The following is a 19,901-nucleotide window of genomic DNA, read 5'->3' as shown; positions in this document are numbered from 1 at the left end:
TTAAAAATGAACTTATGTTCATGTGAATCAATAGATTTACTTGGGTTGAGGAACTATCTGATTTTGTAATTTCTCCATTATGTAGAAGTATAATAGACCCAACCCTGCAAATTTTCATATGCATCTGCCTGCTTCAGATCGATTAAAATATTACTATCCATAAATAAGAGGCGTTTTGTGTCCGTATTTAAATCGTAGATAGGATAGAAGATGGCATTCTCATTTGGAAGTTCTACATTACTCTGTAAAGCAGTATAACCCTCTGCAAGTAAATTGTCAATAAGTGTTGGAGTAATTGCGTTTAGGTACCGCATCATCTTACCAATCCATTTCTTTTCGTTTTCTTCATTGCCAGGGTAGTGTTCAGTTGTAAAATCTAAGATTAATTTTTCGCCTTCTTTATCCAATCCATCTCTGATCATGCGCAATCCCATGCACCTCGTTTCTTCCTGATAATAATCATGTCCATACTCAAATTGAATATCACCTGCAATGGGGCTATCTTCAATTTTTGCTCGAAGTGCCATCTGGCGATTCAGCAATTCATGTACATATGCATAAGTCTCATCCATAGTGATTTGATTTAAAGCTATAACGTATTTATGATGTCATCACCATAAGAACAATTCTGAAAGACTAAAAGTTTGTTTAAGAATACTTTAGGATAAGTAGAAGGATACGTGATGCACGTTTAAAGTATATTTTTGAAGCATTGATCAGGTATACTGTCGTTAATTTCAGGTATTTGTTACGGTGATTGAAATACAAACTTTTGACATAGCACCACGTTATATCATTACAATAAACTAAATGAATACGATTATGGCTACTAAAAATGAAAATGCAAAAGTCGGTATTGTTGATAAGGACAAGCAACCGAAGAAAAAGAAAACAATTACCTCAGTTGTAGATAAGAGAAATAAAAAGCAGGAAGGTGACGGGGAAGCCGGCGTTGATCCTCAAAATGATCAATTGAATGATATGCCAGAGCCAGATACATTTCCTCGTGAGCAGGTAAAACCTTAGTGCAGAGGACGTATGTTTGAAATGAAAAAGATAATTTGGGAAGGCGCGGAATGGGATTTCCTTTTAGAAATTGTGGGACGGTCAGTCATCATGTTTATCCTGATATTGGTGATTCTTAGGCTTTCAGGAAAAAAAGGTGTAAGGCAATTAACGCTTTTCGAGGTGGCGATTATTCTGAGTCTCGGATCGGCGGCTGGTGATCCCATGTTTCAAGAAGAATTACCCGTTATTTATGCCTTTGTTGTATTATTTTCGGTTATCATTATCTATAAATTTATAACTTGGTTATCATCAAAATCGGTATTTATCAATAAGATTTTAGAAGGGGAAGCGATGGTAGTTGTGAGGGATGGAATGTTTGATTTAAAACATGAACATGATGGTGACTTTTCAAAAATGGAATTCTTTTCCGAACTACGTAATCAGTCGGTTGAACACTTAGGTCAAGTGAGAATGGCCTTATTAGAAATTGATGGTTCGATGAGTATTTTATTTTACCCAGAAGATGAGGTGAAGTATGGTCTGCCTTTATTTCCAGATGATTATAAAAAATTTGAATCATTTCAGTTATATGACTTTCACGCCTGCATGTATTGTGGTTTTATCGAACAATTGCATAATAGAGAATCACAATGTCCACGATGTAGACATACAGAATGGAGTAAAGCAATCAACACAAAACGAAATTAATCTATTCTTTTAAAGCCATCATGCATGCTTCAGTACTTCCCCTAGGGGTTATAAATACGATTCAAATGTTCTAAATACCCGAAATGATTATGATTTAAACTATTTCTGCCTTGAGGTTGTTTTCTAGATAAATCAAGAGTTTTAAATTTATATTTCAAAAAATAGAGCTATGGAAAACAGAGCAAATGATCCGGCAATTATCAATGATCTGATAAAAATTAACAACGATAGGATAGCTGGATATAGAGAAGCATTAGATCTAGCACATAGTATGCGGATCGATGATCTAGGTGGTATATTTGCCAAATATATCCTGCAGTCAGAACAATTTATTACCGAGCTTACTCCATATGTCACACTTGAAGGTGAACAACCTACAGACAGTACGATGTTGAGCGGTAAACTTTTTAGACTTTGGATGAATATAAAAGTTAATATTTCGGGAAATGATCGTAAAAGTCTATTGGAAAGCTGTGAAAAAGGAGAAGATGCTTTTAAAGCTACCTATAGGAAGACCCTTGAAGAAGATCGGGAGGCTTTATCCATCCATGTGGTCAGCTTAATTGAAAATCAATTAAGTAAACAATTGGTTGCGCACGACCAGATTAAATTGTTACGAGATACCATTTCCGATACGATTTAATTATATCAGGCGTTTAGTATAAAAAATCATTTCAATATTGAGGTTAACAGGGAAAAGGGGCAATTGCCCCTTTTTTCATAGTTTGCACGATGATCAAATATAATAGGTTATTTTTCACAACGTGATCTGATAAATTTCAGCAGCGCTTTTTCGGTCGCACCATCTGTGTTTTGCACCATTTTCCGTTTAAGTTTTAATAATTCATTTTTTAAATCACCATCTACATACTGTTTCTGCAATTCCGGATGAATATAATAGTTCCTTGTAACTGATCTGGTATTGCCGAGTTGTTTAGCGACATGATCAAGGATGGTGACCAGTACTTTTTTACGTTCAGAAATAAGTTCGCCATAAGGCTCATTAGCCATCATCATAAAGGCAAGAGTGCAACCTGCCCATGTACGGAAATCTTTACAGGTATAATCTTCTTGCATCGCTTGTTTTAAATAGCGGTTCAGATCTCCTGAATCAAGCCGTTGAATAGCACCATCATGATCGTAATATTGAAAAAGCTCCTGACCGGGGATTTCTTTGACGTTTTTAAGCATTTTAGCTATTTTTGCTTCCTTGATATAAACCTGCTGAAGTACGCCTTTTTTCCCTTTAAATTTAAAAAAGATTTCATTTTTGTCAATTTTGACATGTCTGTTTTTCAATGTGGTGAGCCCATATGAGCCGTAGTTATGTTCATAGGATTTGTTTCCTGCACGTATGTAAGTTGCATTCATGGTAGAGATTGCAATCGCACAGACTTTTTCTTTGGATAATTTCTTTTTCCGTAGATCTTTCCGCAATTGCGTGCGGAGTAATTTCATCTTATTTGCAAAGCCCAGTAAACGATCAAATTTTTTGACATTGCGTATGGTTGACCAGTCCAGATGATAAATATATTGCTTCCTACCACGCTTATCAATACCTGTTGCCTGTATATGACCATTTTTAAATTTGCATATCCAGACATTTTCCCATGCTGGTGGAATCACAAGAGACGCTATCCGCTTTAAGGTATTTTTATTTTTGATAGGCTTGTTCTTGGATAGATAAGTGAATTTGCCTTTTGTGTATGTGCGGCAATAACCAGGTTCCGTATCTGTAACGTAACGTAGATTTAGAGCGACAGATGGATGAGATGAAGGTGTTAATGTTTTCATGTGCTCCAAATTTGTGAAGGAAATGTTTTGTTAATATTCAATTCCGCCGCCACATGTAATATGCGGAAGAAATTATTTTGATTAATTGAAATAAATTTAATGGTTCCTAATAGCCTTTATCAGTTCATCTTTTTTCATTGAATGCCTACCGGCTATGCCAATTCTTTTTGCTTCTGCAAGTAGGTCTGATTTTGTCCTCGAATCCAAGTCAGTAGCTTCTCCGCCTTTCTTGCTGGCATCCGGAGAATTTGCAATTCGTGCGGATTTTTCCTTACTCATTCCTTTCTTGCGTAATGCTTCATATTGAGCATCGTCTTTAATCTGTTTTCCGTGATCTTTTGCCATTGTTTTACATTTTAAAGTTTACATTACTCTCTTCTTAGCTGAGATTTCCCAAAGTAAGAACGGCTTGAAACGAACAATGTTTAAGAAGACGCTTCGAATGCGTAGTATTTGAAAAAAACAGGTATTTTCTTACTATTCTGGACAGAAAGTTATGATTTTATCAATCAGGTATTTTGACTTGTAGTCTCACGTACATACAATGATATCTTACCAAATTATACCTGTTTTAAAATATTTTATTAACCACTTTTATTTCACTTTGTTTTATAATAGTATTTCCGTTATAACTTTTAAATATGAAAAACCTGATTGTACTTTTATTTATTCCGGTCCTGTCATTTTTAGGCTTAGTGATTAATCTGCTTATTGCTATGCTAACCCGCATCAGACTAAGAGCATATTCATTTTTTAAATCAGAAGACAAGGGTAAGAAAAATTTCATTACTGCAGTCCTGATTAATGGAATTTACAATAGCGACACGATCTTTATGTAACAATCTGCCATTAAGAATGCATCGTATTGTGATTATTATCATATTAATGAACCATTTAGGTAAATTTCAAATTATTGATATAAATTAGAGTGAAGCTGGTAGATGATCACGTATCGTGATCATCCATAAGTTTTGCGATATTATTATCAGCCTCCTTTTTTGCAAAATGTTCTCGCGCAAGCTTTAGTCCTATTGCAATAGCCGTTCCTTCACTGGCGCCTTCTTTTAATAGCGCATTCGCAATTTCTACAGCTTTATCACGAATTTCAACGGGTTGGTTTTTATAGGACGGTGGATAATCATTATTGTACCAGGGCATAAATTCTCCTTTCTAGTAGTTAAATAAACAATATCAAAGCAATGAGTTCTAGAAAGTCGGTGACTCACTAAAATCTTTTGTGAACTGTAATTATATAACACATAAGCGCTTATAAAGTTGATTCTTATATTCCAGATAAAGAGAAATTATAAATTTTCTTCAAAAACCGAATAAAAAAGCAAACAACTTGAATTACAGATTTGTTCTATAATAACAACAAACTTCTATGAAGTAAAATTTTTTATTTACCTAATCCTACATGTTATGCGATTCACTTCCTTATCCCGACCCTTACTTCTAGATCTCAAGTGCAGAGGATATAACTTATTGACGTCCTATAATTCTCTTGATTTATCTAACTCGACATGGCAACCTCTCCGGGTTCACAATGTACACGAATATCTTCTACAAATGAATTTTAATGGAAGTAATACTTATCTAAAAAAGCCGACCATTCTCGTAATAGATCAGGTTTTAAAACACATAGATGATAATAAATTTGGTGGAGAAGTATTTGTCGAAGATGATCATTCGCAACGTTTGCAACAAAAATGTAGACTATATGATCTTCGTTATCATTTCACAGCCAATCCTGAAATTTACGATTTTTCATTCGATCCACAACGGCTACTGATCCGGAATCATGCCTTACGTACGGGTGACCACGACATTTATTTTAAATACCTAGCGATGTACTATCAGGAGCATGTGACTTATGAAAGGCGGGATATAGAAGAACTGACCGGAACGCTAATGTGTCTGGATGCAAATCAAGCTGAAAAATGGTTTAAAAAGCATCATGTAACCGTTATGGAATCAGATATTTGGATATGTGACGAAGATGCTATTCTCAAAGTACTTGCTGTGAAAGAGCATGACCATCATTGGGGAATTTTAGATGATACAGAGGAAATGATCTATAATCTAATTAACCCGCAAGAACTCGTGTTATTACGTGATATTTTCTGGATAGATCCCAGGATAATTTAATGACTAATTGGACGTTTCTATTTATGTTTATTCCTAGCTAGGGATTGGATCACCGATCTCATCAAGTGAAAAGTAGAAGGTCGTTCCAGATCCTTTCTCGCTTTCTACTTCAATTGCTGAATCATGATAACGCAGGATCTCAGAAACAATGTAAAGCCCGATGCCGAACCCTGATATGTGTGCAATTTCATCATTATCAACTCTGTAGAAACGGTTAAATAACTTCTCTTGATCTTCTTTAGCAATTCCGATACCTTCGTCACTAACAAACAATTTGACTTTCCCGTCTTTTTTCTCACAACCAATCGTGATGGTGCCACCGGCAGGTGAATATTTTATTGCATTTGAAATCAAATTGGTAAAGACCTGTGCTATTTTATCATGATCTGCAAAGATTGTAATTGGTTCTGCGCATGCAAACTTAATTTTATGCTTAGATATCATCAATTGCGCTTCCTCTCGCACTTCCTCAAATAAAGATAGAAGTGTTATGGACTCTTTATTTATTTGCAATTGATCTTCTTCAATCCTGGCGAGGCTGAGGAAATCCCGTATCATGGCAATCATTTTTTTAGACTGGGTTTCAATTTTGTTACTCATCTGTTTACCCAAATCATTTTTATTGTCCTGGTAATTTTTCTGCATGATCTGAGTAAATAATAAAATGGAGGTAAGCGGAGTTTTCAGTTCATGGCTCACCATGGAGATAAAATCATTTTTCCTCCTTTCTTCCTGTTTTTTTTCAGAAATATCCCTAGCAATTTTTGAAACTCCTATTATTTGACCAGTAATATCCCTAATGGGTGATATGGTTAGAGACACGTCCAGCAGCTGTCCCGTTTTGGAGATACGAATAGTCTCAAAGTGTTTTAATGATTGACCAGCTCGTAATTTCGCAAGGATATGATCCTCTTCACTTTTGCGGTTTTCAGGAATTAACTTCAAAATAGGCTGACCGATTATTTCACCAGCTTTAAACCCAAATAATTCTTCTGCTGCAGCGTTCCAGCTTGTTACGATGCCTTCTAAAGTTTTACTGACAATGGCGTCATTGGAAGAATTAACAATTGCCGCCAGTTCAGCATTTTTAGTTTCCGAATTTTTAAGTTCAGTAATATCAAGTACCGAACCAATAATTCTATGCATCTTATTTGTATTATCCATATAGGTAGCTCCTTGAACGCGTATCCATATGGTACTATTTTTATCGCTCTTTAATACCCGGCATACAAAATCAAAGTGTGAATTGGAACTGCTTTCTTTTAGCTTTTGTATTATAAGGTTAACGTTATTTTGATCCTCTGGGTGAAGGAGCTCTAAAATGTGGTGGTAGTTAAGGTCATTGAGGTGTAATCCAAGAATTTTTTCGGCTTGTTTAGAAATATAGAGTTTGTTTTCTTCAAAATCCCAGTCCCAAGTGCCTAGATCAGTGGCCTCAATGGCCAGTCTAAGTCGTTCTTCACTCTCTTCCAGTAAAGTCATGAGCTTGTTTTTCCTTTTTTCTTCTTCAACCAGCGGCGTTACATCTTTTGTAAAACAGCGCGAATGTATAAACTTTCCATCTTTGAAAAGTACATTTGAACTGATTACAACATACTTAATAGAACCATTTTTACATTTCAATCTTGCAGGAAAATCCCGTATGGTTTCTTTGGCGGTAAGGCGGTTAAGAATTTCTTCGATTACTGCTGCATCCTTATGGAAATCACTGATCGGATGGCCAATATATTCTTCTTTGTCATAACCCAATAGATCTAATTCTGCTTGGTTTGCCCAAATAATAATCCCGCTCTCATCCACCCAATGTAATGGGACAGAACCATTTTCAATAAAGTCGGAGAGTTCAGCAACGCGATTTCTAAGTTCATTATTTTCCTTTTCCAGAATTGCTAAATTATTAGATATATCAATCTTATTCATGCTGTACGTCTCTTTTTGTATTTAAAGATAAAGAATAACTGCACAATTTTGTACTAATAGTCATATAAATTAGCAATTAAGGAAGTTTTTGGAATTGCATTACGCTTCGTCCTTGGTGTTTTTAACCAAGCCTATTCCAGAGAAGAAAAAGATTAGTCCAATAATTCCGACTACGATGAGCGTCGTATAGGCCGTACTCTTATTAACCAATTCATAGCCCGTATAAATCATTCCTACAACACCTAATAGCGTCAGTATCGTTCCGAAAATTCGTTTTACATTCATCTTTTTTTATTATAAGTGATTTTTTTTGAAATTTTATCTTACCAACATCATACTTCCACCCAGAATAGTAAACTGTTATGGATAGCAATTAAGATTACCCTTATTCGGTTGCTGTCTTTTGGTTGCTAGTCATGGTTTTTGTTTCGTATTGGTTTTGATGCATTTCTTATACAACAACTGATAATGCAAAAGGTTCGAGTTTTAGAGATTAGTAAAAAAGTAAATAGGTAATAAGGAGAGAAGATCCTAGTTGCTATACTTATTTGTCCTTAAATCTCAGGTAATAACTCAGTAAAAACAAATTGACTAGGACAGCAAAAGCGTTTGAAATAATAATCGGTAATTCATTCTTTATTATTCCATACCACACCCATAAGGATAAGCCCGTTATCAGAATAATGATCATGGGCAAAGAAAGGTCTTCAACGGTTTTTTCCTTTATCACTTTTAAAAGCTGAGGCAACATGGATATTGATGTTAAAATTCCGGCAGTGATTCCGATTATATTTTCTAGGATCATAATTTTTATTTTTACAAAGTGCGTGAATATCCATTTTCTTTATGTTCGCTTTCGTATTTGTACCGTATGTTGAAATTAAATACGGGTTTTAGGACGCATTGTTGAAAATAAGAAGTAATAGATATTAATTTTGATATTCGGTTCATCACCGTGCTATTAATTTGGTATATAAAAGGGTTTCAGCTTTGAACAGGCTGTGACCCTATTTTTTTTGCGAAACTATCTTGCTATAGAAATATGATGGTTTTCAAAAAGATTTACCAGGTAGAGCAACGTGTAGAGTTATGTTTTACTTAAAATAAAATTCATGCTTCTCAGTGAAAATTATACAACTGACTGGAATTGCTTACGCTATCTTTCTGCACTAGGCAAAGTCTCGAATTCATCGGAAATTTGAATACAAATTCATTTGATCCCATCTTAATTATATTTCTTTTATCACTTTAGAACCTTTTTAGGATCATAAAAGTTCGATGAAGGTGAAATAAATTGGCAAAAGAAGCTTTGATCCCATGAGGTGTAAATTTTAACATATGAATGGCAAACGACTACGTTGTTTGATTGTTATTGAATTATAATCAACATACTATGAAAAATATTACCCTTGCGATTACTAATCTTGTGGCTCTATTAACTACGATCGTTATTAATTACTTATCAAATACCGGTTTCATAAATGGCAGAACAATGAAAATTGTTTCCGATGACTATCATAACTTTTTTACTCCCGCGTCGTTTGCTTTCTCTATCTGGGGACTGATTTATTTGCTTTTGATCGGTTTTGTTACGTATTCATTTTTCATATTGAAAGCAAAGAAAGAGAGCCAAATTATAGATCGGGTAGGAGCATGGTTTACGGTTTCATGCCTGTTAAATAGTATATGGGTTATTGCTTGGTTGACAGATTATATCGGAATTTCTGTATTATTGATGATTTTGTTACTGCTAACGTTATTGAAGATTGTTGTGAATGTTAACGTAGCACTGACTAATCCTCCATTTCGTATTGTCGCATTTGTTTGGTGGCCATTCTCGCTATATGCAGGGTGGATATCGGTTGCATTAATCGCAAACATAGCCGCTTATCTCGTTAAAATTGATTGGAATGGATGGAATATTTCACCGGTATACTGGACAATGATCATGGTAATTGTAGCGGGTATTGTTAATGTTTTTATGACCTGGAAGCGTAATATGCGCGAATATGCTTTAGTAGGAGTATGGGCATTAATAGCTGTAGGGGTTGCCAATAGAGATAACGGAACAGCTATCTTCCTTGTTAGCATGGGTACTGCAGCAGTTATTGCTACAAGTTGCTTGATTCATGGCATCAAAAACTTTCGCGGTTTTGGAAATGAAATTTAAATAGCAGGATTAAATGGTCAGCTTAAATTTTAGAACTGTAAGATAGCTCTTTTCATGTCGTGATACAGAAGCACTTTCCAATGTTCCGCTTTTGCAAGTTTTTCCCATTCAGTACGTTGCTCCATAGCTTTCTTACCATTGAAATCGCTCTTAAATGCAATTGGATATTTTAAATAGCCTGCTGTTGGGAGGTTATCAGCACCGTAGAAAGCAATGCTTTCTTTGTCGCGAATTAAAAACACCTGATGAAAGGGTGTATGGCCGCCTGTCACTTCAAAAGAAATTTCTGAGCATATAATACCTTTATCTTCGTCCATCCAAACAATGGTGGCATTTTCGGTCATAAAATCCAAAATGTCAAAATCAAAAGAGGGATTATTGGTCTTACTTTTAGCAAAAAGATATTCTCTTTTCTGCATATAAATCTTTGCATCAGGAAAATTCAGAAACCATTCATTTCCTTGTGTATTGACTAAGCCAGCAATATGGTCTTTATGGAGATGTGACAATAAAATAGTTGTAATACATGAGGGATTGAAACCGAGGGCTAGTAGGTTATTAAGTATTACGGGAGATCCTTTATGATATCTCCCTAGCCCTGCATCCAGCAAAACAACATGATCCTCAACCTCAATTAGAAAAGGCTGGACAGCCATTTTAAGGCCTGTCGCGCTTGCTAATTCTTCCAAAGGAGTAAATACCTTGTTTTTGTCGACGCAGAAGTCACCATCTTTTAATACATGAATTTTCATATAACAGCAAAATACTTTTATTCAGGGATATTAGCAAGCAGAGAAATACAATATCTTGCTTATGTTTAATAAAAAATAGTTATTTTTGAATCAATCATGAATAGAAAAAGTAGCCTTCCTCCTCCAATAGCGTAATGTCCTAGTAAAATAGATTGACATACTTTCGGCTGATAAGCCGTGCGCATCAGTATGTCAAAAATTTAGATATTAACTATAAAAAAGAAATACGCTCATTTTCATGAAAAAATCATATTTACGCTTACACATTGCTGTTATATTAGCCGGTTTTACGGGAGTTTTCGGTAAATTAATATCCTTAAACGAGGGTTTATTAGTGTGGTACCGAGTACTTTTATCAGCAATTATATTGTTCTTTGTTTTAAAGTTCTTTAAAAAAGATATCAAGCAGTCCATGCCCGAAAAACTTACTGTAAGTTCCGTAGGCATGTTGATTACCATCCATTGGATATTTTTCTATGCCAGTATAAAATATGCAAACATATCAATCGGAGTGGTCTGTTACTGTTTGACAAGCTTATTTACAGCAATTTTCGAACCTCTGATCAACAAAAAACCTTTTTCAGTCCCACAGCTTTTATTAAGTTGCCTAACTTTATTAGGCATCAGTTTAATATTTCATTTTGATTCATCTTATCAGCTTGGGATATGGCTTGGAGTTATATCAGCCGCATTTGCAGCATTGTATACTGTATTTAATGAGCGGTTGGTAAAAAAGCATGATAGCATCGTCATCAATTACTATCAAATGGTAGGAGGGACAATCGGTTTGGGAATACTATTACCATTTTATCTCTATTTTTTTCCAGTGACAACGTTGCTTCCTTCTACAACAGATCTACTCTACCTATTATTGCTAGCCGCTTTTTGTACCGTCACGTTGTATGTCCTGTTTGCGGAAGTTTTACGGGTAATACCTGCCTTTACGGTTAATCTAAGCTTCAATTTAGAACCTATTTATTCCATAGTCTTAGCATTTATATTTTTTAATGAGGGTAAAGAGGTCAATACTTCGTTTTATTTAGGTTGTGCTTTTGTTATGTTATCTGTTATCTTACAGAGTGTATTTTCAAAACCAAAGCAGGTCTAAAGGTAAGAGCCGATTGCAATTGATGTAATCGGCTCTATTGTTGTGTTTTAGATTATTTTGTAACCTTTGGTGTGTCGGGCTATTCAGGTCGGTAAAGGCAACAACTTATTCCTGTATTCTTTTGATGGCATCTGAAATATCAAGTTCAACGTTGTTGTCATCAAAAAATGCATCTGCTACATCAGCGGAAGAAATCATAAAATATTTTTCATTTTTAGAATTAATAAAAGTTGTTTTCACCACATTAGCTCCATCTATCAGCAGATTTTCACTAAATGTAGGAGTAAGGTCGTAAGTGTCTTCGTTTAAAATATACAACATCGCTATAATTTTTAAGTTTAGTAGAATAATAAAAAGACTTTTCCAACATGAAGTTGCTTATGATCCTGTATGTGGCAATTTAATGTTTATCCACACCGGATATGGGAATTCTAATACATCAAGCGGTAATATATGATGGAGTATCAGGTGATCCTTTGCTAAATAGTTATCTACATCATCTTCAGCAGGGATTGCTACAACCTTAAAAATGGCATCTTTATCTGTCGAATTAATATCCGATTGCAATAGGCGTACATTATAATCGATCAGCCATCTCGCCAATTCATCCTTTCCGAATCTTTTGAGATATAATAACTCCTTATCATAATTTAAGAGCTCTTCCTCTTCCTTATCAGGAAAAAAAGTATTGAGGAATTTAGCATAAAGAGATTTATCCTTATTTCGTAATGTGTAATTTTTAATAATTAATCGTTGCGGACTATAATCAAAGCTAAAAGTTTTAGGTTGTTCTAGAGCCTCATAATACTCCTGATAGTTGATAAGTCGACCTTCCAAATTCATTTTTTCCTCTTCCATATATGTATTATTTTATAATTGTCATCTATAAAACAAATAGGACAAGAAGTGGTTTGCTTTTTTCTTATCAATTTTTCTTATATATTATTATTCTTAATAATACTTCGATTTCAGAAGTCATTTGAATACGAAGTATTAAATTTTTTATAACGAGATTTTTACCTAATATCTTCTTTTTTATACGCGTTCTATATTTCGTAATGAACTATTATCTGTCCCATAAGTTATTAGTGTAGTTTAAATTAAAACTTAAGATCATGGCTAAAAAAAACAAAGATGGCGAAATGCCAAATGCGCACTTACATGAATTATTTGTAGATGAGTTGAAAGATATTCTGGGTGCGGAAAAGCAACTGCTTAAAGGTTTAAAAAAGTTAGCAGACGGAGCTCATAGTGATAGTTTAAAAGAAGCATTTAAAACGCACTATAAACAGACAGAAGGGCAGATTGAAAGATTAAAATCGGTATTCTCGAGTCTGGATATGACCGCTCGTGGTAAAAAATGTAAAGCGATGGAAGGCCTATTAAACGAGGCTGATGAAATTTTGGAAGAATTCCAGGATAGCCCTGAAGTACTGGATGCTGCTTTGATCGCCGCTGCACAAAAGGTGGAGCATTACGAGATTGCAACCTATGGCTGTCTTGTTACTTATGCGAAATTGATGGAACACAGTGAAGCAGAAGAACTGTTAGCGGCTACATTAGCGGAGGAAAAGGATACAGATGTATTATTGACTGAAATTGCAATGAGCGAAGCTAATCTCGGAGCAGCAAAATAAATTGATCAAGAACAGGCCGGTATATACTACCGGCTTCTTTATTTTAAATCTAATATTACTTTACTATGGGAAATATATTATACACAATCGCCGTAATTTTGATAATTATTTGGGCGATCAGTTTTTTTGGAGGATTTTTTACTGGTGGGATTATTCATATTCTATTAGTGATTGCCATCATCGTTATTTTATTGCGTGTTATCCGAGGGGGTGTATAATCCCCCTTTATAGCTGAATTTTAGATTTTAGTGCTATGAGAAAACCCGATATTTATAAGGAGTTAAATAATGGTAGACAATTTTTAGCTTGGATATTACATGATGATTCAAAAATTGTTGAAATCAGAAGCCCGGTTATAGTGGATGGCTTAGTCGTAAATGTTGAAGTTGAGCGATATCATGAAAATAGAAAAATAGCGGTTTTAGAAATGGAGAATCTTTTAAATAAAGAATAGTATTATTAGCTTTAAGTTGCTTATGATCAGGTTTCTATCATAAATGTGCATTGCCGATAGATGAATGAGGGCCAATTGAATACAGTTTTTTATGAGTTTGTAGAGGTTTCGCAGGATAAGCACATGAGATATGCACCATACTATTTGTGGGTGGGAGTGGTTATTGTAAAAAATGTAGTTAATTAGCATAATTGCTAATCACTACATCAAAAATAGAGAGAATTACAATATAATTCCCCAATTCTTTTATCTTGCTACGCGTACATTGAATGCGTTAACACCTTTTTGACCGTTTTCTACTTCATAAGTAACACGCTCGTTTTCACGGATGTCATCTAGTAAACCTGTTGAATGTACAAATACATCTTGACCACCATTTGATGGTGTAATAAAACCGAAACCTTTGGTAACGTTAAAGAATTTTACTGTTCCTTCTTGCATTATATTATAGTTTTTATTAAAAATTATTTAATTCTGTGCCACCCTTCATGTCATAAGATATAACTTGATAACTTGCGGAAGTCGATCGATCTGCTAGCAAGAAAAGGATGTATGTATTAGTAAAGGTTGATTGGAATCAAGCTCTACAGAGTACTGCGCACTTTTTATGAATAACAAAAATCGGCAAGTGATGTGGTGAATGATCACGTAAGGTACTTACTTGGACTAAATAACCACTACAATGCCCGATACTATCTCAAATATAAATATAAATAAACTATAATCAAATTATTTTTTCAAAAGTTATCAGTTTTTATTTAAGGTAAAATTGAAAAATACATAAATTAAATAGCGGAAGACTTACTTTTACCGATACAAATTGTTATTATCTTTACTTGGCGGAATGGAAATGTGAACGTACATTACTCCATGTTTTAGATGTCCAGTACAAGATCTATCATGTACATGGGCCATGGATAATACTTATTGATGTTGTATTTAACGGGCTGACTCTTGAACGATCACAGGACGCTTGAAGATAATTCTATTACGAAGTGGTGGATTATATGTTTCTTAATGAAAATCTTTACAGATGAAAATACTATTGACAGGAGCCACAGGTTATATTGCTCAACGCTTACTTCCAGTCTTGCTTGACAAAAAACATCAAGTTGTATGCTGTGTTCGTGATGTGAATCGCTTTGATAGGAGCAAATATGACGGTTTTGATTTTGAACTGATAGAGGTCGACTTTTTGAAGAATGATTTTTTGGATCAAATTCCGCAGGATATTGATGTCGCTTACTATCTGATGCATTCGATGTCATCCTCAGAAAACGATTTTACAGAGGCCGAACTTACTGTAGCTGCTAATTTTAAAGCAAATATCGAACAAACAAATATTAAACAAGTTATTTTTTTAAGTGGTATTGTTAATAGCAAAGAGCTTTCAAAACACTTGCAATCACGTTTAAATGTTGAAGAACGTTTACAATCGCACCATTATGCTTTAACTACTTTAAGAGCTGGTATTATCGTAGGGTCGGGTAGTGCGAGTTTCGAGATCATAAGAGACTTGGTCGAGAAGCTACCGGTTATGATTGCTCCGAAATGGTTAAAAACAAGGTGCCAGCCAATTGGCATTCGTGATGTCCTCTCATTTTTAGAAGGAGTGCTTATGAAGGAATTTACCTTTAATAGAACCTATGATATCGGTGGGCCTGATGTAATGACTTATAAGGACATGCTACTCCGTTTTGCACAAGTGCGAAAACTTAAACGCTGGATCATTACCGTTCCTGTCATGACACCCAAGTTATCTTCTTATTGGCTATATTTTGTTACCTCTACTTCGTTTCCATTAGCAAGTAGTTTAGTTGAGAGTATGCGGGTAGATGTAATAGCAAAACCCAATGATCTACAGGAAAAAATTAATGTAAAACCTATGCGTTATGAACAAGCTATTGAATTGGCCTTTGGTAAGATCGAACAAAATCAAGTCATATCGAGCTGGCGAGATGCACTGAATATAGAAAGGTATCCCAACAGCTTTGTTAAACTTATTGAAGTTCCGCAAGACGGGTGTTTTAAAGATGTCAGATCAATGAAAGTGGATGATGTGGATCTTGCCTTGCGTAATATTTGGTCAATAGGAGGCAAAACAGGATGGTATTATGCAGATTGGTTATGGGGTATTCGTGGATTTTTGGATAAACTTGTTGGCGGGGTTGGTTTACAAAGAGGAAGAACAAATTCAGATACCTTGTCTACAGGCAGTGTCATTGATTTTTGGAGAGTAATTCTTGCAGATAAAAAAGAACGTAGACTACTGTTATATGCCGAAATGAAATTGCCAGGAGAGGCCTGGTTAGAATTTAAGATTGATCAAGATGATACGTTTACCCAAACAGCAACATTCCGGCCACTGGGTATATCCGGTAGATTGTACTGGTATTCTGTTTTGCCTTTCCATGCTTTCATTTTTAAGGGTATGATGCAAAACATAGCAAAAAAAACGACTAAAAAGATGTAAAATTATGCTTTATATTTGTTTATGAACCTCTTAAATAAGATGTAAAGCTGGAATTTAACACCCCATATCATGAATTGGAAAAATAATATAACCAAACTATTAGACGTTGAGTATCCCATTATACAAGCACCAATGTTTGGTGTTACAACTCCAGCAATGGTAGCTGCGGCGACTAATGCAGATTGCTTAGGTACTCTTGCCTTGGGTGACCTGCCTGCTGAAAAATGTATTGAACATATGCGCGCAACAAAGCAGTTGACAAAAAATAACTTTGCGGTGAATATTTTTGTAAATGATATACCTGAACTGACGGATGCGTTAAGAGAAAAATATACTGAAACCAAAGATTTTATTGAAAATATTGCACGTGAGCACCATCTCGATGTTCATCTGCCCAGCATTGAAGAAATACAGATCAATAGCTATCATGACCAAATTGATGCTCTTATTGCGGAAAAATGTAGGTTTGTAAGTTTCACTTTTGGTAATCTTGACGAACCAAGTATTTATAAGTTAAAAAATAATGGCACCATGCTTCTGGGAACCTGTACATCTGTTAGCGAAGCGGTTATTTTAGAAAAATCTGGGGTTGATATTGTTTGTGTGCAGGGACTTGAGGCTGGCGGACATCGGGGTAGTTTTAGTAGCGATGACATACCTGCCATAGGAGGTTTATCTTTGTTACCTCAAGTTTATGATAGCGTCAATATACCGATTATTTATGCAGGCGGTATCTACAATGCCAAGACCTTACTGGCTACGCAACTCCTGGGAGCACAAGGATTTCAACTCGGAAGCCTCCTCTTAGGATCTTCAGAAAGTGCGTTAGAACAATTTGAAAAACAGCGTTTAAGGGATGTCGATGAAACAGCTATTGCGCTTACTAAAAGTTTTTCGGGACGTTATGCACGAGGTATCAAGAATGTTTTTACAAATCTAGTAGATGAAGGACATATATTGCCCTATCCTTATCAGAATAAGTTAACCGGCGAACTGAGAAGAGTCGCAAAAGCGAACAATAATAGCCAGTTTGTTAGTATTTGGACAGGTCAATCTAATAATGGGTATAGTGGGAAATCTACAGCTGAAATTATTAAAAAGCTGATCACAGAAGTGGAGAGTTTATATAGCATTAAAGAGGATAGAAAATAAGGAGATACGATTTCTGATCGTGTTCCTTAAAGATCAAGACAAGAAGAATACATTATTCAGCATTCTCAAATATAATCTCAAATGTTGTTCCTTTTCCTACAGCACTTTCAACTCGAATATCCGCTCCTAATCGATCAATAATTCTTTTTACTATAGAAAGTCCGATTCCAGAACCATCATATCCTGAGGAGTTTGAAAGTCTTTGGAAGATATCAAAAATATTATTTTCTTTCTGAAGATCCATTCCAATACCGTTATCTACAATAAAGTAGGTTACCATCGTTCCAGATTGTGTACTGTATACTTCAACTTTTGGGTTTTCTTGCTTGCTGCTGTACTTAACCGCATTTCCGATAATATTTAAAAAAAGTTGATAGATCAGAGTTCGCTCGCCTCTTATAGGAATAATTTCCCCCATTTTAAAATCCAGACCATCAACAGCGTATTGATTTTTCGCAATTTCAGTAATGGAAATGATATTGTTTTTTGGATCCAAGATTTCAAGGTTTAATGCAACCGAATTCGATTTAGATAATTCATGAACCTTATCGATCATTTCGGTAATAAGCGCTGATGCATCTAATATATTGTTCGCCAGTTTAAGTAAAAGCTCCCTTGGAATATCATTTTTCATCAATAACATCTGTGCTCCCAGTTTGATGGATGACAACGGATTTTTAAGGTCGTGTGTCAGTGTATAGCTGAAAGTATCGAGCGCATTATTAGAACGGACAAGATCTTTGTTAAGTTGTTCTATTTCGGCATTCCTTTTGGCAATTGCTTGTTGAATAAGGAAAACAATACGCTCTAAGAATGATATCTCGATCTTAAGCCATGGTGAGGATGTATTGCCCGTTATTTGTTTCCATGCATCAAAAGAAGTTCTTGGAGAAGGAAAGCTTATTTTTTTTGTTGCATCGTACTGAAGATGCTTTTCAGGTTTTCCTGCCCATATCTCTTCTATTAAGCGCTCTTTGCGGAACAGGTATATTTTCCAATCTGATTGTGGTAATATCTCTGTAGCCATCACGCCAGGAAGTTGGTTTATACCACTGCTGAATTTATATTGATTGCTGGAAATTATTCCAATGTCATTTTTTATGAAATTATGGATTTCCTGCAACTGATTTCTGTCGGGAATTATGCCGAAAGATTTTTCATTTTTAGCATATTTTAAATACAGTCCATCAGCATTCATGATGTGCATGATCTTCTCGCCAAACCTTTCAAGAACATCATGTGTATCTCTGTTTATTAAAAGATCACCTTTTAGATCTTTCTCTAGAATATGCATTGTATTCTGCAATTCTATATCTTTTTTTAATAAATTAGAAATATGATGATTCGTAGCAAATTGGGTCAAAAAAGTACAAAGATGCCTCTGGGCAAGATCCACATGTAGCGGTGTATTATTCTGACAGGTAACCAGTCCCCATAATTTGCCATCTTTTATAATAGAGAAGCTTGCACTAGCGCTAACTTTAGAATTTCTTAAATATTGGAGATGGATGGGAGATAGCGCTCTAATGCTTGTTTTTGTTAAATCGATATCCGCGCGATCATTACTGATGATTTTATGTGTAGCTCCATCTATATCTGCAGTATGTCTGGCAAGAAAGATGGTGTACAATTCGCGGGCCTGCTTGGGTATATCAAATTCAGGATAGCGATAGCCTAACAGTGAATGTATGTTTTCCGATTTTGATTCTGCAATAACCTTCCCACTGCTGTCTTCCAAAAATTGATAGACCATTACCCGGTCATAATTAATAATCTGGCGTATGATATTCGTAAGCGATTTCCAGATATCTGTTTTATTCTCTTCTAAATATTTAGCATAATAATACAATCGATTAGGTTTTAACAGATTTTTATTGCAAATCTCCGCTTCCACATAGGTATGATCATTATAGCGATAAATACTTAAATCATAATTTTCATTATTGATGATTATTTTTTCTGTAAATCTGTAAAAAATAGAGGTATTGAAACTATCTTCTACGGTTTCAAAGACTAATTTGTCATTGCCCGTTAAAGCAGCTAGAATGATATCGATATTAAGATCTAAATATTTTTCTAAAGGAGTATTAGACAGTAAAGTAACATTCTCACTAGCAGCTATGCATCTTTTATTGTTATTGAATACAAATAGAAAACCGAGATCCTGGATCAGACCACATAGTGTAATTTTCTCATCTTCACAATCTAAAAATTCCATAAGAGCTATTAAAAACGTTCAATAATATATTATTGTTATTTTGATGTAATATCGAGGAGGAATTAGATTTTTTTACAAGCTTATTCTTTCAGAATATTATTTCAATCAGAAACAGAGAGTAAATTTAAGAAATAAAAATGAAATCATTTTAAGCGTCACCCTGCTCGTACTGCTATAATACGAATTAAAACGTGCGGTAAAGGTATAAATACGTATATTTCATTAATTTTTTATTTATAGTTCTACAATAAAGATATTCATGATATTTTTGACCAGCAGAACATAGCATAGCAGTTTTTTTGACATTGACCGTTTATATTATTTGCCTAAGAAGGGCAGGCTTTTGGACTTTACTATAG

24 protein-coding genes are annotated in these 19,901 nt (G+C 34.9%); 12 read left to right on the top strand and 12 right to left on the bottom strand.

The features are described 5' to 3' along the window. Nucleotides 1-77: 77 nt before the first annotated feature. Nucleotides 78-572 carry a hypothetical protein gene (locus tag EDF66_RS02155; protein WP_132767783.1) on the bottom strand — a complete coding sequence of 165 codons (495 nt, stop codon included), beginning with the start codon at nucleotides 570-572 and terminating at the stop codon, nucleotides 78-80. Nucleotides 573-810: 238 nt separating this feature from the next. Here EDF66_RS02155 and EDF66_RS02150 point away from each other — a divergent pair, with 238 nt between their 5' ends. The 3 genes from EDF66_RS02150 (at nucleotide 811) to EDF66_RS02140 (ending at nucleotide 2,359) form a co-directional block, all read left to right on the top strand. Continuing rightward, entirely contained in the window at nucleotides 811-1,026 is a 216-nt protein-coding gene (locus EDF66_RS02150) for a hypothetical protein (RefSeq protein ID WP_021188394.1), read from the top strand. Nucleotides 1,027-1,047: 21 nt separating this feature from the next. Then, entirely contained in the window at nucleotides 1,048-1,716 is a 669-nt protein-coding gene (locus EDF66_RS02145) for a DUF421 domain-containing protein (protein WP_243655973.1), read from the top strand. 169 nt (nucleotides 1,717-1,885) lie between these two features. Beyond that, nucleotides 1,886-2,359, top strand: a complete 474-nt coding sequence (locus EDF66_RS02140; RefSeq protein ID WP_021188392.1) for a ferritin-like domain-containing protein — start codon at nucleotides 1,886-1,888, stop codon at nucleotides 2,357-2,359. A 107-nt stretch (nucleotides 2,360-2,466) separates the two neighbouring features. Here the strand turns inward: EDF66_RS02140 and EDF66_RS02135 are convergent, their stop codons facing one another. Beyond that, a complete protein-coding gene (locus EDF66_RS02135; protein WP_132767789.1) occupies nucleotides 2,467-3,510 on the bottom strand; it encodes a DNA topoisomerase IB in 1,044 nt (347 codons plus the stop codon). A 96-nt stretch (nucleotides 3,511-3,606) separates the two neighbouring features. Further along, the gene (locus EDF66_RS02130) at nucleotides 3,607-3,855 is read right to left on the bottom strand and encodes a Rho termination factor N-terminal domain-containing protein (RefSeq protein WP_132840228.1); all 249 of its coding nucleotides are present in this window, start codon (nucleotides 3,853-3,855) and stop codon (nucleotides 3,607-3,609) included. A gap of 296 nt (nucleotides 3,856-4,151) precedes the next feature. Between EDF66_RS02130 and EDF66_RS02125 the strand changes: the two genes are divergently transcribed. Continuing rightward, nucleotides 4,152-4,349, top strand: coding sequence for a hypothetical protein (locus EDF66_RS02125; protein WP_021188389.1), 198 nt, complete (start codon nucleotides 4,152-4,154; stop codon nucleotides 4,347-4,349). A gap of 106 nt (nucleotides 4,350-4,455) precedes the next feature. Here EDF66_RS02125 and EDF66_RS02120 read toward each other — a convergent pair whose 3' ends face one another. Continuing rightward, nucleotides 4,456-4,668: a hypothetical protein gene (locus EDF66_RS02120; protein ID WP_021188388.1), complete on the bottom strand. Its 213-nt coding sequence runs from the start codon at nucleotides 4,666-4,668 to the stop codon at nucleotides 4,456-4,458. 411 nt (nucleotides 4,669-5,079) lie between these two features. Here EDF66_RS02120 and EDF66_RS02115 point away from each other — a divergent pair, with 411 nt between their 5' ends. Next, nucleotides 5,080-5,658, top strand: a complete 579-nt coding sequence (locus EDF66_RS02115; RefSeq protein WP_132840226.1) for a hypothetical protein — start codon at nucleotides 5,080-5,082, stop codon at nucleotides 5,656-5,658. A gap of 33 nt (nucleotides 5,659-5,691) precedes the next feature. Here EDF66_RS02115 and EDF66_RS02110 read toward each other — a convergent pair whose 3' ends face one another. From EDF66_RS02110 to EDF66_RS02100, 3 genes are all read right to left on the bottom strand, one after another. Further along, the gene (locus EDF66_RS02110; protein WP_132840224.1) at nucleotides 5,692-7,578 is read right to left on the bottom strand and encodes a PAS domain S-box protein; all 1,887 of its coding nucleotides are present in this window, start codon (nucleotides 7,576-7,578) and stop codon (nucleotides 5,692-5,694) included. A gap of 99 nt (nucleotides 7,579-7,677) precedes the next feature. Next, a complete protein-coding gene (locus EDF66_RS02105; RefSeq protein ID WP_021188383.1) occupies nucleotides 7,678-7,863 on the bottom strand; it encodes a hypothetical protein in 186 nt (61 codons plus the stop codon). Between the two features lie 259 nt (nucleotides 7,864-8,122). Continuing rightward, entirely contained in the window at nucleotides 8,123-8,383 is a 261-nt protein-coding gene (locus EDF66_RS02100) for a SemiSWEET transporter (RefSeq protein WP_021188382.1), read from the bottom strand. A 588-nt stretch (nucleotides 8,384-8,971) separates the two neighbouring features. On the opposite strand from EDF66_RS02100, the gene EDF66_RS02095 reads away from it, so the two are divergent. After that, nucleotides 8,972-9,748 carry a tryptophan-rich sensory protein gene (locus EDF66_RS02095; protein ID WP_132840222.1) on the top strand — a complete coding sequence of 259 codons (777 nt, stop codon included), beginning with the start codon at nucleotides 8,972-8,974 and terminating at the stop codon, nucleotides 9,746-9,748. Between the two features lie 29 nt (nucleotides 9,749-9,777). Here EDF66_RS02095 and EDF66_RS02090 read toward each other — a convergent pair whose 3' ends face one another. Then, on the bottom strand, nucleotides 9,778-10,500 hold the full coding sequence (locus EDF66_RS02090; protein WP_132840220.1) for an MBL fold metallo-hydrolase: 723 nt from the start codon (nucleotides 10,498-10,500) through the stop codon (nucleotides 9,778-9,780). A 238-nt stretch (nucleotides 10,501-10,738) separates the two neighbouring features. Between EDF66_RS02090 and EDF66_RS02085 the strand changes: the two genes are divergently transcribed. Then, the gene (locus tag EDF66_RS02085) at nucleotides 10,739-11,608 is read left to right on the top strand and encodes a DMT family transporter (RefSeq protein ID WP_132840218.1); all 870 of its coding nucleotides are present in this window, start codon (nucleotides 10,739-10,741) and stop codon (nucleotides 11,606-11,608) included. Nucleotides 11,609-11,713: 105 nt separating this feature from the next. Here the strand turns inward: EDF66_RS02085 and EDF66_RS02080 are convergent, their stop codons facing one another. After that, nucleotides 11,714-11,929, bottom strand: coding sequence for a hypothetical protein (locus EDF66_RS02080; protein WP_021188379.1), 216 nt, complete (start codon nucleotides 11,927-11,929; stop codon nucleotides 11,714-11,716). Nucleotides 11,930-11,986: 57 nt separating this feature from the next. Next, nucleotides 11,987-12,466: a hypothetical protein gene (locus tag EDF66_RS02075; protein ID WP_132840216.1), complete on the bottom strand. Its 480-nt coding sequence runs from the start codon at nucleotides 12,464-12,466 to the stop codon at nucleotides 11,987-11,989. A 257-nt stretch (nucleotides 12,467-12,723) separates the two neighbouring features. On the opposite strand from EDF66_RS02075, the gene EDF66_RS02070 reads away from it, so the two are divergent. From EDF66_RS02070 to EDF66_RS02060, 3 genes are all read left to right on the top strand, one after another. Next, the gene (locus EDF66_RS02070) at nucleotides 12,724-13,245 is read left to right on the top strand and encodes a ferritin-like domain-containing protein (protein WP_207898391.1); all 522 of its coding nucleotides are present in this window, start codon (nucleotides 12,724-12,726) and stop codon (nucleotides 13,243-13,245) included. A 65-nt stretch (nucleotides 13,246-13,310) separates the two neighbouring features. Beyond that, nucleotides 13,311-13,463 carry a lmo0937 family membrane protein gene (locus EDF66_RS02065; RefSeq protein WP_021188375.1) on the top strand — a complete coding sequence of 51 codons (153 nt, stop codon included), beginning with the start codon at nucleotides 13,311-13,313 and terminating at the stop codon, nucleotides 13,461-13,463. Nucleotides 13,464-13,498: 35 nt separating this feature from the next. Next, a complete protein-coding gene (locus EDF66_RS02060; protein WP_132840214.1) occupies nucleotides 13,499-13,699 on the top strand; it encodes a hypothetical protein in 201 nt (66 codons plus the stop codon). Nucleotides 13,700-13,945: 246 nt separating this feature from the next. Here the strand turns inward: EDF66_RS02060 and EDF66_RS02055 are convergent, their stop codons facing one another. Continuing rightward, nucleotides 13,946-14,140, bottom strand: a complete 195-nt coding sequence (locus EDF66_RS02055) for a cold-shock protein (RefSeq protein ID WP_021188372.1) — start codon at nucleotides 14,138-14,140, stop codon at nucleotides 13,946-13,948. Between the two features lie 592 nt (nucleotides 14,141-14,732). Here EDF66_RS02055 and EDF66_RS02050 point away from each other — a divergent pair. Beyond that, entirely contained in the window at nucleotides 14,733-16,172 is a 1,440-nt protein-coding gene (locus EDF66_RS02050; protein WP_132840212.1) for an SDR family oxidoreductase, read from the top strand. 69 nt (nucleotides 16,173-16,241) lie between these two features. Then, nucleotides 16,242-17,324 carry an NAD(P)H-dependent flavin oxidoreductase gene (locus EDF66_RS02045; RefSeq protein WP_132840210.1) on the top strand — a complete coding sequence of 361 codons (1,083 nt, stop codon included), beginning with the start codon at nucleotides 16,242-16,244 and terminating at the stop codon, nucleotides 17,322-17,324. Between the two features lie 52 nt (nucleotides 17,325-17,376). On the opposite strand, the gene EDF66_RS02040 is transcribed toward EDF66_RS02045, so the two are convergent. Continuing rightward, the gene (locus tag EDF66_RS02040) at nucleotides 17,377-19,542 is read right to left on the bottom strand and encodes an ATP-binding protein (protein WP_132840208.1); all 2,166 of its coding nucleotides are present in this window, start codon (nucleotides 19,540-19,542) and stop codon (nucleotides 17,377-17,379) included. Between the last annotated feature and the right edge of the window lie 359 nt (nucleotides 19,543-19,901).

Origin of the sequence: Sphingobacterium sp. JUb20 (genome assembly GCF_004342035.1) — a bacterium.
GTDB classification, from domain to species: Bacteria; Bacteroidota; Bacteroidia; order Sphingobacteriales; family Sphingobacteriaceae; genus Sphingobacterium; species Sphingobacterium anhuiense.
The sequence above is the reverse complement of the archived record's forward strand: the minus strand, read 5'-3'. Positions and strand labels throughout refer to the sequence as shown.

Excerpts from the sequence above, each read along its gene's own strand:
- EDF66_RS02080 (WP_021188379.1), bottom strand. The coding sequence starts at position 11,929 with ATGTTGTATATTTTAAACGAAGACACTTACGACCTTACTCCTACATTT.
- EDF66_RS02145 (WP_243655973.1), top strand. The coding sequence starts at position 1,048 with ATGAAAAAGATAATTTGGGAAGGCGCGGAATGGGATTTCCTTTTAGAA.
- EDF66_RS02125 (WP_021188389.1), top strand. The coding sequence starts at position 4,152 with ATGAAAAACCTGATTGTACTTTTATTTATTCCGGTCCTGTCATTTTTA.
- EDF66_RS02085 (WP_132840218.1), top strand. The coding sequence starts at position 10,739 with ATGAAAAAATCATATTTACGCTTACACATTGCTGTTATATTAGCCGGT.
- EDF66_RS02140 (WP_021188392.1), top strand. The coding sequence starts at position 1,886 with ATGGAAAACAGAGCAAATGATCCGGCAATTATCAATGATCTGATAAAA.
- EDF66_RS02090 (WP_132840220.1), bottom strand. The coding sequence starts at position 10,500 with ATGAAAATTCATGTATTAAAAGATGGTGACTTCTGCGTCGACAAAAAC.
- EDF66_RS02150 (WP_021188394.1), top strand. The coding sequence starts at position 811 with ATGAATACGATTATGGCTACTAAAAATGAAAATGCAAAAGTCGGTATT.
- EDF66_RS02070 (WP_207898391.1), top strand. The coding sequence starts at position 12,724 with ATGGCTAAAAAAAACAAAGATGGCGAAATGCCAAATGCGCACTTACAT.
- EDF66_RS02155 (WP_132767783.1), bottom strand. The coding sequence starts at position 572 with ATGGATGAGACTTATGCATATGTACATGAATTGCTGAATCGCCAGATG.
- EDF66_RS02095 (WP_132840222.1), top strand. The coding sequence starts at position 8,972 with ATGAAAAATATTACCCTTGCGATTACTAATCTTGTGGCTCTATTAACT.
- EDF66_RS02105 (WP_021188383.1), bottom strand. The coding sequence starts at position 7,863 with ATGAATGTAAAACGAATTTTCGGAACGATACTGACGCTATTAGGTGTT.
- EDF66_RS02060 (WP_132840214.1), top strand. The coding sequence starts at position 13,499 with ATGAGAAAACCCGATATTTATAAGGAGTTAAATAATGGTAGACAATTT.
- EDF66_RS02040 (WP_132840208.1), bottom strand. The coding sequence starts at position 19,542 with ATGGAATTTTTAGATTGTGAAGATGAGAAAATTACACTATGTGGTCTG.
- EDF66_RS02110 (WP_132840224.1), bottom strand. The coding sequence starts at position 7,578 with ATGAATAAGATTGATATATCTAATAATTTAGCAATTCTGGAAAAGGAA.
- EDF66_RS02075 (WP_132840216.1), bottom strand. The coding sequence starts at position 12,466 with ATGGAAGAGGAAAAAATGAATTTGGAAGGTCGACTTATCAACTATCAG.
- EDF66_RS02135 (WP_132767789.1), bottom strand. The coding sequence starts at position 3,510 with ATGAAAACATTAACACCTTCATCTCATCCATCTGTCGCTCTAAATCTA.
- EDF66_RS02115 (WP_132840226.1), top strand. The coding sequence starts at position 5,080 with ATGAATTTTAATGGAAGTAATACTTATCTAAAAAAGCCGACCATTCTC.
- EDF66_RS02045 (WP_132840210.1), top strand. The coding sequence starts at position 16,242 with ATGAATTGGAAAAATAATATAACCAAACTATTAGACGTTGAGTATCCC.
- EDF66_RS02050 (WP_132840212.1), top strand. The coding sequence starts at position 14,733 with ATGAAAATACTATTGACAGGAGCCACAGGTTATATTGCTCAACGCTTA.
- EDF66_RS02055 (WP_021188372.1), bottom strand. The coding sequence starts at position 14,140 with ATGCAAGAAGGAACAGTAAAATTCTTTAACGTTACCAAAGGTTTCGGT.
- EDF66_RS02100 (WP_021188382.1), bottom strand. The coding sequence starts at position 8,383 with ATGATCCTAGAAAATATAATCGGAATCACTGCCGGAATTTTAACATCA.
- EDF66_RS02120 (WP_021188388.1), bottom strand. The coding sequence starts at position 4,668 with ATGCCCTGGTACAATAATGATTATCCACCGTCCTATAAAAACCAACCC.
- EDF66_RS02130 (WP_132840228.1), bottom strand. The coding sequence starts at position 3,855 with ATGGCAAAAGATCACGGAAAACAGATTAAAGACGATGCTCAATATGAA.
- EDF66_RS02065 (WP_021188375.1), top strand. The coding sequence starts at position 13,311 with ATGGGAAATATATTATACACAATCGCCGTAATTTTGATAATTATTTGG.